Annotated in this window: 14 protein-coding genes; 12 read left to right on the top strand and 2 right to left on the bottom strand. The window is 44.3% G+C overall.

Annotated features, from left to right (window positions below; translation table 11 throughout):
* Nucleotides 1–22: 22 nt before the first annotated feature.
* Nucleotides 23–1,495, bottom strand: coding sequence for a deoxyribodipyrimidine photo-lyase (locus tag AOC28_RS07395; RefSeq protein WP_072583331.1), 1,473 nt, complete (start codon nt 1,493–1,495; stop codon nt 23–25).
* A 76-nt stretch (nt 1,496–1,571) separates the two neighbouring features.
* On the opposite strand from AOC28_RS07395, the gene AOC28_RS07390 reads away from it, so the two are divergent.
* The 8 genes from AOC28_RS07390 to AOC28_RS07355 all read left to right on the top strand — a co-directional run bounded on the left by AOC28_RS07390 (nt 1,572) and on the right by AOC28_RS07355 (nt 8,182).
* Entirely contained in the window at nt 1,572–2,381 is an 810-nt protein-coding gene (locus tag AOC28_RS07390; protein WP_072583330.1) for a YdcF family protein, read from the top strand.
* Between the two features lie 126 nt (nt 2,382–2,507).
* Nucleotides 2,508–3,047, top strand: a complete 540-nt coding sequence (locus tag AOC28_RS07385) for a YqgE/AlgH family protein (RefSeq protein WP_237767771.1) — start codon at nt 2,508–2,510, stop codon at nt 3,045–3,047.
* Nucleotides 3,040–3,447 carry a Holliday junction resolvase RuvX gene (gene ruvX / locus AOC28_RS07380; RefSeq protein ID WP_072583329.1) on the top strand — a complete coding sequence of 136 codons (408 nt, stop codon included), beginning with the start codon at nt 3,040–3,042 and terminating at the stop codon, nt 3,445–3,447. The genes AOC28_RS07385 and ruvX overlap by 8 nt, the downstream gene beginning before the upstream one ends.
* A 61-nt stretch (nt 3,448–3,508) precedes the next feature.
* Nucleotides 3,509–4,009 carry a bifunctional pyr operon transcriptional regulator/uracil phosphoribosyltransferase PyrR gene (pyrR, locus tag AOC28_RS07375; RefSeq protein ID WP_072583328.1) on the top strand — a complete coding sequence of 167 codons (501 nt, stop codon included), beginning with the start codon at nt 3,509–3,511 and terminating at the stop codon, nt 4,007–4,009.
* A complete protein-coding gene (locus AOC28_RS07370) occupies nt 4,009–4,968 on the top strand; it encodes an aspartate carbamoyltransferase catalytic subunit (RefSeq protein WP_072583327.1) in 960 nt (319 codons plus the stop codon). Before pyrR ends, AOC28_RS07370 begins: the two co-directional genes overlap by 1 nt.
* A 13-nt stretch (nt 4,969–4,981) precedes the next feature.
* Nucleotides 4,982–6,337 (top strand): hypothetical protein, encoded by a 1,356-nt coding sequence (locus AOC28_RS07365; RefSeq protein ID WP_237767767.1) that lies wholly within the window; start codon nt 4,982–4,984, stop codon nt 6,335–6,337.
* 15 nt (nt 6,338–6,352) lie between these two features.
* The gene (locus AOC28_RS07360; RefSeq protein WP_072583326.1) at nt 6,353–7,252 is read left to right on the top strand and encodes a DUF6492 family protein; all 900 of its coding nucleotides are present in this window, start codon (nt 6,353–6,355) and stop codon (nt 7,250–7,252) included.
* 3 nt (nt 7,253–7,255) lie between these two features.
* Nucleotides 7,256–8,182: a glycosyltransferase family 2 protein gene (locus AOC28_RS07355; RefSeq protein WP_072583325.1), complete on the top strand. Its 927-nt coding sequence runs from the start codon at nt 7,256–7,258 to the stop codon at nt 8,180–8,182.
* Between the two features lie 5 nt (nt 8,183–8,187).
* Here the strand turns inward: AOC28_RS07355 and AOC28_RS07350 are convergent, their stop codons facing one another.
* Nucleotides 8,188–9,072: an alpha-1,2-fucosyltransferase gene (locus tag AOC28_RS07350; RefSeq protein WP_072583324.1), complete on the bottom strand. Its 885-nt coding sequence runs from the start codon at nt 9,070–9,072 to the stop codon at nt 8,188–8,190.
* Between the two features lie 95 nt (nt 9,073–9,167).
* On the opposite strand from AOC28_RS07350, the gene AOC28_RS07345 reads away from it, so the two are divergent.
* The 4 genes from AOC28_RS07345 to rfbD are packed head-to-tail and all read left to right on the top strand — an operon-like array spanning nt 9,168 to nt 13,244.
* Nucleotides 9,168–10,229: a glycosyltransferase family 10 gene (locus AOC28_RS07345; protein WP_072583323.1), complete on the top strand. Its 1,062-nt coding sequence runs from the start codon at nt 9,168–9,170 to the stop codon at nt 10,227–10,229.
* A 20-nt stretch (nt 10,230–10,249) separates the two neighbouring features.
* Complete coding sequence (locus AOC28_RS07340) at nt 10,250–11,188, top strand: glycosyltransferase family 2 protein (RefSeq protein ID WP_143143905.1); 939 nt, start codon at nt 10,250–10,252, stop codon at nt 11,186–11,188.
* A gap of 15 nt (nt 11,189–11,203) precedes the next feature.
* Complete coding sequence (gene rfbB / locus AOC28_RS07335) at nt 11,204–12,262, top strand: dTDP-glucose 4,6-dehydratase (RefSeq protein ID WP_072583321.1); 1,059 nt, start codon at nt 11,204–11,206, stop codon at nt 12,260–12,262.
* Nucleotides 12,222–13,244, top strand: coding sequence for a dTDP-4-dehydrorhamnose reductase (gene rfbD / locus AOC28_RS07330; protein WP_237767766.1), 1,023 nt, complete (start codon nt 12,222–12,224; stop codon nt 13,242–13,244). Before rfbB ends, rfbD begins: the two co-directional genes overlap by 41 nt.
* The last annotated feature ends 17 nt before the right edge of the window (nt 13,245–13,261 follow it).

Below are 13,261 nucleotides of genomic sequence, written 5' to 3'. Positions count from 1 at the left end.
AGGGCGCTAATGATTCTGTGTATTAGGCGACTTTTTTAACCACGCTGTAACGAACCAAGGTATTTTTGCGCGCTTCATCGTGATCTACTACTGGTAGAGGGTAGTCTCGTCCGATTATGATCCCGGCAGCCTCGAGCTCAATATGGCCAGCTTTCCAGGGGGCATGGATAGATTTCTTAGAGAGCTTTTCTAATTTTGGCAGGTAGCGTTTAATAAATTTACCTTCTGGATCAAATTTTTCTGACTGGGTAATGGGGTTAAAGATACGGAAGTAGGGTTGCGCATCACATCCTGATGAAGAACCCCACTGCCATCCACCGTTATTGGAGGAAAGCTCAAAGTCATTGAGATGTTCTGCAAAGTAGGCTTCGCCCCAGCGCCAATCTATTCCCAGATCTTTAGTCAGAAAGCTCGCTACCACCATGCGTAGGCGGTTATGCATATAGCCACTTTGGTTGAGTTGATGCATGGCTGCATCCACAAGTGGGTATCCTGTTTTACCCTCACACCAAGCAGCAAATAGCTTCTTTGCTTTAGAGCCAGATTCCCAAACGATGTTGTCATAATCTGGTTTAAAAGATGCGCCTGTGGCTAAGCGAGGATGATTAGCCAGAATCATGAAATAAAAATCACGCCAAATCAGTTCACTTAACCAAATGGTTGCACCCATGCTACCGGCTAACATACGACGATGGGCTTCGCGCACCAAGCCTCTGATAGAGAGCATGCCAAAGCGTAAATGCGTAGAGAGATAACTTACGCCTTTAATTGCCGGAAAGTCCCTGCCAATCTGATATTGATCAATGCGTGGCAGGAAGTCTTCTAAAAAGGCTTGACCACCCTCGGAGCCAGGCGGTAGATAGCTTTCGATGCCGGTGGGGCAAAAGCCCATCGACTCAAGCGAAGGAAATTCTTGATCCAATTTTTTAGGGACAGCTGAAACCTGTCCAGGTTTTGGATTGCACTCATATGCAGCGAGATCTTTTTCTTGGAGAGTTTTGAGCCAGTTATTTTTATAAGGCGTAAAGATCGAAAAGACAGTATTTGAGTTTGTAAGAATTTCTTTCTTCTCAAAAATGACTTGGTCTTTAAAGCTCTTAAAATCAATCCCTAATTTTTCTAGAGATGCTTGAACAGCTTCATCTCTCTCAATTGCTGAGGGTTCATAGTCGTGATTGGTGAAAACGGTTTCAACGCCCAACTCTTTTGCAATTTGAGGAACACATTCGGTAGGGTTGCCAAAGCGAACGATCAGTCCACCGCCTTGCTTTTGAAGTTCATCATCGATTTGCTTTACGCCCTGCCAGATGAAATCTACACGGCGATCATGCTTGAGCCCATTGGCATCTAAATCACCCTTCAATAAGGGTTTGAGAATGTCTGTATCAAAAATGAACGTAAGCCAAACTTGACCACTTTCTTTTAGGGCGTGGTGAAGCGCAGCATTGTCATAGAGGCGGAGGTCACGGCGGAGCCAAACGAGAGCTTTTTGCATAGCCCCTATATTAGGGCTTATTCAGAGTAAATGCAGGCGGGTAGTCAGGGTAGGCAGGTTAAGATCTTAAGGAATTATGGATACGATCTTTTTTATTCTCTCGAAGGTAGTGCAATTTTGCATTGAGCCGCTCAATTGGGTGCCTATTTTCGTATTGCTGGCACTTCTCTTTTTATCCTTGCGAAAACCGCAACTCTGCAAGAGGTTTTTGGTGCTGGCTTTGATAGACCTTGCATTGGTGGGTTGGCTTCCTGCATCTGAGGTGTTTCTCAGAGCGCTTGAAAATACCGTGCCCAAAACTGAGATTACAAAATTATCGAATAATGAAGTGGGCGGCATCATTATTCTGGGCGGCACCATTGAAGGGGGAGAGATTGCCGTTGATCGTGGCGAGATTTCAATCTACTCATCCGCTGAAAGGGTGACCAAAGCGTTCGAGTTAATACGTAAGAAGCCCAATGTGCCATTCATATTCAGTGGTTATTCAGGGCGCATAACACCTAAGGGGGTTACAGAGGCGGATGCATTTAAGCAGTTGATTCAAGAGCAGGGCTTAAGCGAGCAGAACGCGCATTACGAAAATCAGTCTCGTAACACTTACGAAAATGTGCTGTATATGAAGCCCATCATTCAAGAATTTGGGTCCAAGAATGAGTCTGGACAATTAAAACCCTGGCTTTTAATTACCTCTGCCAGCCACATGTATCGATCTGTAAGGATCTTTCAAAAACAAGACTTGCCAGTATTACCTCTGCCGGTAGATTATCAGACCGCCAATCACCTTCAGTGGACTGAATTTGATTTGGTGGATGGGGCGCAAAACTGGCATGATGTTGTTCATGAGCTTGTTGGCCTTTTTGCTTACTGGATTACCGGAAAAATCTAGATATTCTGTAAAATAAGCCCTATGACTTCGGCTAAAAAAGCACCCCCTGCTTCAGAACGAGCTTCTGTATCAGAGTCATCAATTTCCTTTTCCGCAGACCATCTCGCCAATCAGTTTTTAATTGCTATGCCGGGCATGGTGGACCCTAATTTTGCTGGTTCTGTGATTTACCTGTTTGAGCATACCGAGAGGGGTGCGATGGGTTTGGTCATCAATCGGCCTACTGAGGTCGATTTGGAAACGCTCTTTGACAAGATTGAGTTGAAATTGGAGATTGCCCCTTTATTAAAGCAGCCGGTATATTTTGGTGGCCCAGTTCAAATAGAGCGCGGCTTTGTTTTGCATGAGTCTGATGCACTCTCGCCTTATAGTTCTTCATTAATTATTCCGGGCGGCTTGACGATGACTACATCCAAGGACGTCCTTGAAGCTGTAGCTGCCGGCAAAGGTCCGCAACATTTTTTGATGACCTTAGGTTATGCCGGCTGGGGCGCTGGTCAGCTTGAGGAAGAGATTACGCTGAATGGCTGGATGAATGTGCCGCTAGCACGTGAACAAATGATTGAGATCATTTTCAATACCCCATCAAGCCAGCGTTATGAAAAATCTGTGAGTCACTTAGGTTTTGATTTGTCTCATCTGTCTGGAGAGGCTGGGCATGCCTGACGCATTGACGCTGATGGCATTTGATTATGGAACTCGTAGAGTGGGTGTGGCAGTCGGAAACTCTGTGACAAAAGCAGGCCAAGCTTTGAAGACCATTGCAGCGCCAAGTAGTGACGTTCTTTTTCAGGTGATTGAGAAACTCTTGAAAGAGTGGCAGCCAGACCAATTGGTGGTTGGCCGACCAGTCCACCCAGACGGCACCCCCCATGAAATGACTGGAAAGGCGGTCCGCTTCGGCAATCAGTTGCATGGCCGCTTTCAGTTGCCGGTTTTCTGGGTAGATGAGCGCTATACCTCTGCAGTTTTGGAGGGGGACTCCAAGATGCACGACAATCTAGATGCGCACTCTGCAGCCCTCATTTTGGAGCAGTATTTTGCAGAACATAACGTGAAGCCCTGAAGTTAGATTAATTTAATCGCTAGAAAAAGAAATAGATCTTATATAGAGTCCGGACCAGAGAATGAATGCTGAACAGTTATACGGAAAATTACTAGAGAACTTGCGCAAGAGAGCGCAAGAGGGCTCTTTTGAGCTTGCTGGCCTTGCTATGGGTGGTGCATGGATTGCCGAGCGGCTCGCCCATGATTTAGGGCTTCCACACTTTGGAATAATTAATGTCGCTTTTCATCGGGATGACTACGCAGAAAAAGGCATGACTGCTTTACGTACTGCTAGCACTATGACTACGCATTTACCTTTTGATGTAAACGGTGCCAATGTCATTTTGATTGATGATGTGTTGCTTACTGGTAGAACTGTTCGAGCAGCTCTCAATGAGTTATTTGATTTTGGAAGGCCTGCGCAAGTCGAGCTCATGGTCCTTGCTGATCGAGGAAATCGTGAATTACCAATAACCGCTAATTTTGTAGGTGAGCAGGTACAGGTTCCGGAAAACCAAATTTTGGTTTTAGAAAAAGATACTGCTGGCAAGTTCAGCTTTCAGCTAGAGGAGCGTGAGTAATGAGTCAGCTAGTGAATCAATTTAATGCGGCTGGAGAACTAACGCATCTTCTCACTCTAGAGGGCTTGCCTAAGGAGCAGATTCTGCATATTTTAGATACTGCGCAACAGTTTGTGAGCGTGACAGATCCTGCCCGCGAGGTGAAGAAGGTCCCGTTACTGCGCGGCAAAAGCGTATTTAATCTGTTCTTTGAAAACTCTACTCGTACTAGAACCACTTTTGAAATCGCTGCTAAGCGTTTATCAGCAGATGTGATTAATTTAGATATTTCAACCTCGTCTACAGCCAAGGGTGAGAGCTTGCTCGACACCATTGATAATCTAGTGGCAATGCAGGCTGATATTTTTGTGGTGCGTCATAGCGTATCTAAAGCCCCCATTGAAATCGCGAATCACGTACCAGCACATGTTCACGTTGTGAATGCAGGTGATGGTAGCCATCAACATCCAACGCAAGGATTGTTGGATATGTATACGATGCGTCACTTTAAGCAAAACTTTAAAGGTTTGAAAGTGGCGATTGTGGGCGATATTGTTCATAGCCGCGTTGCTAAATCGAATATCCATGCCCTTACGACTTTGGGTTGCGAAGACATTCGTGCGATTGGTCCAGAAAGCCTGCTTCCAAGCGATCTAAATATGTTGGGTGTCAAAGTGTTCCATAGCATGGAAGAAGGCTTAAAGGATGTGGATGTCGTGATGACACTGCGCATTCAAAAAGAGCGTATGGAGGCTGGTCAGGTTCCCGAGGGTGATGCTTTCTTTAAGCAGTATGGCTTAAACCCTACTCGCCTTGCCTTAGCCAAAGCCGATGCCATCGTGATGCATCCTGGCCCCATGAATCGCGGCGTTGAGATTGATTCAATCGTCGCCGATGGTCCTCAATCCGTCATCTTGAATCAAGTAACCTTTGGTATTGCGGTGCGTATGGCTGTCATGTCCATTGTTGCTGGCAACTAGTCGAGCCATTTGAGTGACTATTTCTTTGCCTGCTGTGACTGAAAAAAAGCGTTGGTTGATTTTGACTCATGCATTCAATATGGATGGTCGTGCAGCTAGCTTAACCATTACCGACAAAATACCTTATTTATTAGAAGCGGGTGTTGAGCCGATTGTGTTCAGTGCCATCACTGGTATCAAAGATCAGCGCTTTCCGCATTACCAATTTATTGCTTGGGGTCCTTCAGGCTTTCGTTTTGACTTTCGTCATTGGGTGGCTAATAAATATGGCCGTGGATTCATCTACAAGATCACTACTAGAACGGTTTCGATCCTATTGGCGCCACTCATTGCAATTGAGAAGCTTTGCCTTGGCTACTCCAGTCAATGGTCATGGGCGTTGCCAGCCTTTTTACATGGCTGGAGGCTCATTCGTGCAGGTAAAGTTGATGTGGTGATGTCTGTTGGGAGCGCTTGGTCTGCTCACTTAGCTGGCGTATGGCTCAAGAAAGCAACCGGTATTGAATTGATTTCCGAAGTACATGACCCATTAGTCATTCGTAAGAATCCCAGTGATCCAGGATTTGAGAAACCTAAAAACCGCGATGCTCGATTTAGGCATTATTTAGAAAACCAACTCACTCGTTTTTCTGACAAGGTCTGGTGGTTTACTGAAGGAGCTTTGCATTATGCAAAGGTGCGTAATCCCAATCTCAATACACCTCACAATGCTCATGGCTTTGTAGTCACCCCTGGTGCTGAGCCTCCTGGCAGTCTTAATGCCAATAGGGCGCATTCTTACACCTCCCAATTCAATCTTTGTCATTTTGGTTCGCTAGCCAATGACCGATCACTTTCAACCGTATTGAATGGCCTGGTTCCTCTGTTTAAGAAATATCCAGAAGCTAGAAATTTAATTCGTGTCCATGCGTATGGTGCTCCTCTAGACTCTCTATCGCTTGAGGCAATCAATCAATTGGAATTTTCTGATGTATTGCTAGCGCATGGTCGTTTAGAAAAAGATCCTGTCAGCGGTAAGTCTGGGCGCGAGCGAGTTGTCGAGAAGATGCAAGAGGCAGATGTTTTGATATTGCTGCATGGTAATGATGAGTGGTGTGCCGAGTACATTCCATCCAAGTTCTACGATTACCTCTGGGCCGGTCGTCCTATCTGGGGTATTACCCACCGCAATCCACAGCTGGATCAAATGTTGCTTGATAGAGGGGCATATTTAAGTGCTGAAGGCGATTCTGAGGGTATTGCCATGGCCTTGGAAAGAATTTGGTTAGACTGGCAGGGAAAACATTTAATTGAGCCAGTATGGAAGCCGATTGGCGTTGATCAGGCTGTTAATACAATATTGACGAATGTACAAAGCCACTCTCAATAACAACAGGAATATCGTTTGAAAGATTTTGTTCTTTACTGCAAATCCTATTCAAGGGATCTTCTGCGTCTAAAACGCCTGTTGGACTCTATCAATAAGTTCAATGTTGATCGCCTTCCTTTTTATATTTCTACTCCAAAAACAGATCAAGCACTTCTCATAGAAGTTTTGGGGCAAGAGGGTTATACCTGGGTGGCTGATGAAGATATTGTGACTGCTAATCCTAAGGCTAGTTTTGAAAAGTATCGGGCTATGCCGGGCGGCTTGTCACAGCAGATTGTGAAATCTGAGTTTTGGCGCTTAGGCTTATCTGAAAACTATTTATGCCTAGATTCCGATAGTTTATTTATTCGAGATTTTCATCAATCTGATTTCTTATCTGCAGATGGTATGCCTTATACGGTCTTGCATCAAAACAAAGAGCTTTTTCAGATTGCGTCTAATCGCGGTCAGGATAAGGTTGAAAGAGAACTTAAGGCGGAAGCGGACCGCGTGCAAAAATTATTTGGCCGTGTAGGGCCTAATTTTTATTGCGCGCCAGCCCCGTTTATTTGGTCTGCCAAGGTATGGCAATCATTGGATACGCAATTTCTGCAACCTCAGGGTATGAGCATTTGGGATTTGATCACCCCGGAACATCCTGAGACTTTGATTTATGGAGAAACCCTCCTAAAGTTCCACGCTATTCCGCTGATTGCGATTGAGCCCTTGTTTCGGATCTATCACTACGATTGGCAGTATTTCTTAATGAGGCGCCTAGGTGAAACTGAAGCTAAGGTTGCAAAGCATTACATGGGGATTATTTATCAGTCCGCTTGGGAATCTGAGTTAAATTTCGGTGCTTCACAAAAATCACTTTCTTCTCGCTCGTTGAAGCGCCTAAAGCGTTTTGGGCGATATTTACAAAGCTATCTATAGCTTATGGCCGCACACCCACTAGTTAGCATTTCTATGCCAGCGTTTAATGCGGCAAAGTACATCGCATCCTCTATCCAGAGCGTGCTCGATCAAACCTACCAAAATTTTGAGTTGATTATTTACGATGACGGTTCAAGTGACCAAACTCGAGAAATCATTCAGAGCTTCTCTGATCCCCGCATTAAAACTATTCTTACCGACCAAAACCAGGGACTCATTGTTGCCAGAAACGCGATAGCAAAAAAGGCTCAGGGCAAGTACATCGCTTTATTAGATTGTGATGATATTGCAGAGCCCACTAGGCTTGAGGAGCAGGTGGCCTATTTAGAGGGTGATCAATGTGATATGTGTGGCTCAGCATATTGGACAATCAATGAGCAATCTGGCGTTAGAAAAAAATCCAAACAAAAATACTCCAATGCGGATCTAAAAGCTTTACTGACTATTGGCAGTCCATTTTGCAATCCTACGGTAATGGGTAAGGCAGAAATTTTTAAGGAATTGCCTTACTTGCAGCAGCATAAGCATGCTGAAGACTATGCATTTTTTGTTGAGGCCGCATTAAAAGGCTGGCGCTTTACTAATCTTAAAAGTAGATTGCTGACTTACCGCTTGCATGAGAATCAGATCAGCGTAGTGCAGGGTGAACCTGCTCGAGAAGTCTTAAAAAAAATGCAATTGCATTATTTAGAAGGCATGAATATAGGATCTGCTTATTGCCCCCGTCCAATGTCATTTATGGACAGGCTGCGTTATGCAATGCCGATGATCAAAATGCTGAATCAACATATTCGCGGCATTTCAATGATGGCGAACTATGAGATCTATGCACGCTTTCAATTCCGGGGTAATGGCATTTTGACGCCATTTACCAGGTTGGAGCGCCTTATGGTTTCTACTGTTGCTAGCCTCTATGGGCGACTAGCTTAGGCCAATTAAATACGCTTCCAATCAGTGGGGAGCAGATCATTCAAATCCAGGCTGGTGTCATTCATCCATTTTTTTGGACAGTAAATGGTGCCGTTTGGATTCTTGCCAAGCCATGCCGCCCACCAACTGAGAGAGCTATTGGCAATCAAATGATTCTGGCAATGAGTCATGAGTTCAAGTTCTTGAATAACAGCATCACTGCTCTTGAGTGACTGCACAAATGTAGCTCTTTCTGGGTATGGAAGATTTTCTTTTGCCCATGTAATGTCATCTGAGAAAACAAAAAAATGGGTTTCTGGACTTTGCTCCAGCAATAGCTTCATGCCCGTATGATAGTAATCAAGGCCAACGAAGCCATGTACTTTTGCAGCGCTAGCTAGATTCACATAATCACCGCGGCGCACGTGCACCATGGCTGAATTAGTCGCTTGAATTTGCTGAAGATAGTTTTGGTAATGGCTGTCGAGAGACTTTTTTGGACTAATTTCACTTTGAATAATCGACTTAATACTCTCAAAGTATTTATAAGACTGCCAATAGCCCATGAGATAGAGGTTCTGCTGTTTAAAAGCAGGTGACTTACTTAGTCGAGGATCAAATCGATAAGGAGCTTGCTCTGTAAAGATAAACGGAGTGATTGGCCAGAATTTTTGCGCAATGCGTTGTATGCGTTTGGGGCGCTTAATCTTTGGCTGAAAGGAAATTAATGAACCTTTGGTATTTAATTCACTCAGCATTAGCTCTCGAGGAGTCACATCATCATAGGTTTGGGTATACCAGCTATGGTCAAGCAGCAATGGAACTTGTTTTTGCAGGGCAAGGGCCCTTCCGGTGGCATATTGAAAGAGTTGATTGCCAAGTCCACCCTGTAGCTGTGCGATGATATTCATAACTTTATAATTAAAACATTAGATGGGGCTTTTGGTGTATTTGCTAAAAACGTAGAGCCTCCATTCTTTATATATTCCATATAAATAGGTCTTTTATGCTTATTGGCAGTATTTACGGTTGGGAAAACGGGGAAGATGACATTTTCAACCCTCAAAGCCTACGTAATCGAGACAATTGTCTCGAGCCAATGCGTGTTTTGCAGGAAGTGGCACTGAGTCAAGATGTCGAGTTACATACTGCAGACGTCAATGAGAAGAATGGTGTAAGTCCAGATTTCGGACTCTATGTTGAGTCTATCGACTTTGTTTCCCCATCCATTAAGAAAAATTATTTAATTTTGTATGAGACACCGCTGACCGTCCCCAGAAATGCTGAATATCAATATCTCAATCATTTCGATGGCATTTTTACTTGGAATAAGGATTTACTTGAAAAAGGCTTTTCGGATGATCAAGGAAGAACTATTTCTGCCGAACGCTTCATTGAAATATTCCACCCCAATCCCATCCCGTCAGAGTGCGGACAAGACTTTGTCAGCTTGCCATTTGCTCAGCGACCAGATTTGGTCTGTTTGATTGGCAGCAACCGGCATGCTAATGCGCATGATGACCGAGAGCTCTATTCAGAAAGGGTGCGAGCGGTTCGTTGGTTTGAAAAGCACGCGTCAGGAGAATTAAAACTTTATGGCAACGGTTGGAAGGTGCCACAAAAGCGATTGGGTAAACTAGGCAAGCTGCGTTACCGCATGGAAAAAATTTATCCCTGGATTACCTCAAAGCCAGTATTTCCTAGTTACCAAGGGCCCGCAACAACTAAGCATGAAGTTTTGAGTAAAACCAAGTTTTGCATTTGTTTTGAGAATGCGAGAGATATTCCGGGTTATTTAACCGAAAAGATCTTTGACTGTTTATTTGCTGGCTGCATTCCTATTTATTGGGGAGAAGCTAATGTAGCTCATGCGATTCCATCTGACTGTTTTATTGATTTCCGAAAATTCGCTGATTACAGTGAGCTAAATCAATTTATTAGCACTATGACTGCGCAAACCTTTGCCTCTTATCAAGAGGCTGCTATTCAGTTCTTGAAGGGCTCAGGCTTTACCTCGTATACCTCTGAGAGCTTTGCTAACTGCATTGTGGCTGGTCTTAAGCGCTAGTAGCCGTGCAATAATTCGTTATGACTTTAATAAACTTAAGCTCACGATCTAGGAAGCCTATCGCTGAATCGGAGATATTGTTGGCTGGCCCCGTCAGAAATGCCTCTAACCATATTGCTAATGATATTGAAAAGGTTCTGACGAGCCTTGGTCAATTTAAAGCAGTCTATTGTTTTATTGTTGAGAGTGATTCTAGTGACGATACCCTGCAAAGACTGGAGGAGATGTCTAAGAAATTCAAGAATTTCTCATTCATCACCGCTGGTCAACTCAGCAAAAAACTTCCAAAAAGAACGGATCGGATTGCATACGCTAGAAATTTAATTATTGATGCAGTAGCGAGTGATCCAAAATACCAAAATATAGATTACGTCGCGATGGCCGATTTGGATGGTATGAACGGTCTAGTTACTCAAGAAAAAATTACTCAATGCTGGGAGGTGGATGAACCGTGGGATGTTATTACGGCCAACCAGCTTGGTGGTTACTATGATATTTGGGCTTTAAGCCATCCCCATTGGAACCCCATGGATTGCTGGGAGCAAAAGCATCGCTTAGAAGTCATCCTGGGCGACAAGGCAGCCACTGAGATTGCGCTTGGTTGCAAGCAAGTGGTGATTGATCCTCGCGCAGACCTCATTGAAGTGGATTCTGCATTTGGTGGTCTGGGAATCTACAAGCGCGAAGCATTTCTGGCGGGTAGATATGCCGGCACCGATTCAGAGGCTGGAGGCATAGATGTTGCTGACCATACTCCGTTTCATCGGGAGTTGCGACAAAAGGGTTTCCGGATCTTTATTAATCCTGCTTTGATTAACTGTAATAAGGCATCTGGATCTGATGAGCCTGTAGTGCTTCCTAAGCCTAGGGGCGCAGTAAAGCTCATTAAAAAATTAGGCATTTTGATATTTGGTAAGAAACGCTTTAACAAGTATCTACAATTGATGCATACCCCTTAAATTAGAGGCAATCAAATGATTTTGGTAACAGGCGGCGCAGGTTTTATTGGTGGCAATTTTGTCTTGGATTGGCTGAAAGTTCCAGGTAATGAAGGCATTATTAATTTAGATAAATTAACGTATGCCGGCAACTTGGCCACACTTGACTCTTTAAAAAATGATCCACGCCATGTCTTTGTTCATGGCGGTATTGGTGATAAAGAGTTGGTTGCTAAGTTGCTGAAAGAACATAAGCCACGCGCCATCGTCAACTTTGCTGCCGAGAGCCATGTGGATCGCTCAATTCATGGGCCGGCTGAATTTGTAACCACGAATATTGTCGGTACATTTAATTTATTAGAGTGCGCACGCGAGTATTGGAATTCTCTTGAAGGAAAAGAGAAAGAGGGATTCCGCTTTCATCATGTATCCACCGATGAAGTGTATGGCTCTTTATCGTTGACTGATGCTGCTTTCACGGAAACTAATCCTTACGAGCCAAACAGTCCTTATTCAGCGTCCAAAGCAGCTTCAGATCATTTGGTACGGGCTTGGTTCCATACCTATGGGTTCCCAGTAGTCACTACCAATTGCTCCAATAACTATGGCCCTTATCACTTCCCAGAGAAGTTGATTCCCTTAGTGATATTGAATGCACTTAATAGCAAGCCTTTGCCCATTTATGGCGATGGCCAACAAATTCGAGATTGGCTATACGTTGGCGATCACTGTTCGGCAATTCGTGAAGTATTGGCTAAAGGTAAATTGGGCGAGACCTATAACATTGGCGGCTGGAATGAAAAAGCCAATATCGATGTTGTGAAAACGATTTGTCGTATTTTGGATGAGCTCAAGCCACGTGCTGACGGCAAGCCATATGCAGAGCAAATTACTTTTGTAAAAGATCGCCCTGGCCATGATCGCCGTTATGCGATTGATGCTAGCAAGGTGGAGCGTGAGCTTGGCTGGCGCCCTGCAGAAACCTTTGATACCGGTATTCGTAAAACCGTTCAGTGGTATTTGGATAATCCAGTTTGGATTGAGGGCGTAGTAAGTGGCTCTTATCGCGACTGGGTCCAAAAGCAATACAACTAAGTTTCCAATGAATATTCTGGTATTTGGTAAGGATGGTCAACTAGGTAAAGCCTTCCGAGTGCTTTTTGATGCTGTAGCACTTCCGGATGAAGTGAATATTCAGTATGTTGGTCGCACTGAATGCGATCTCAGTAACGGCGAGGCTCTTAATGCTTTGCTTGCTGTAGAAAAGCCAAGCCTCATCATCAATGCTTCTGCTTATACGGCCGTTGATAAAGCTGAGACTGAGATTGATATGGCATACGCCATTAATGCGCGAGCGCCAGAATCCATGGCGCAATATGCTTCTCAACATGGCGCCACTTTTTTGCACTATTCCACTGATTATGTTTTTGATGGCAATAAAGATGGCTGGTACGCAGAGGATGATGAACGCAATCCCTTAGGTATTTACGGAAAAAGTAAAGCAGCTGGCGAGCTTGCTATAGAAAAGGCTTTTGCAAATTCAGCACTAGGGCAGTTTGCAATTTTCAGAACAAGCTGGGTTTATGGCGATGGCGGTAATTTCATCAGAACAATGTTGCGTTTAGCAAAGGATCCTAAAGAGCTCAAAGTCATTCATGATCAGCATGGTGTTCCAACTAGCGCAAATTGGCTTGCTCAGGTGAGTCTAGACTTGGTGTTAAATCAAGAGTTCCAAATCAAGCAATTTACTTCCGGTATCTATCATGCAGTTCCTTCGGGGGAAACCACCTGGCATGGATTAGCCTGTTTGGCGATTCAGGCTGCCCTTGATGCGGGAATCACACTGAAAGCAAGGCCTGAGGCTATTAAGCCCATTCCGGCTACCGAATACCCCTTGCCAGCCCCACGACCAATGAATTCCCGTATGGATAGCACTAAATTGCGTCGCGCCCTAGAAGGCGGTCTTTTGAAAGCTTCAAACTCTTATAATGAACTTCAAAATGTGCCAAATTTCCCAGTTTGGGATGGCATGGTTCAAGAATACGTATCCAAGCTTGCTGCGGACGGTTTGATCTAAAAAACCCCTCTTGCTGC

Source organism: Polynucleobacter sp. MWH-Adler-W8, assembly GCF_001889925.1.
Taxonomy (GTDB): Bacteria; Pseudomonadota; Gammaproteobacteria; order Burkholderiales; family Burkholderiaceae; genus Polynucleobacter.
This window is presented reverse-complemented; position numbering and strand designations above follow the sequence as displayed.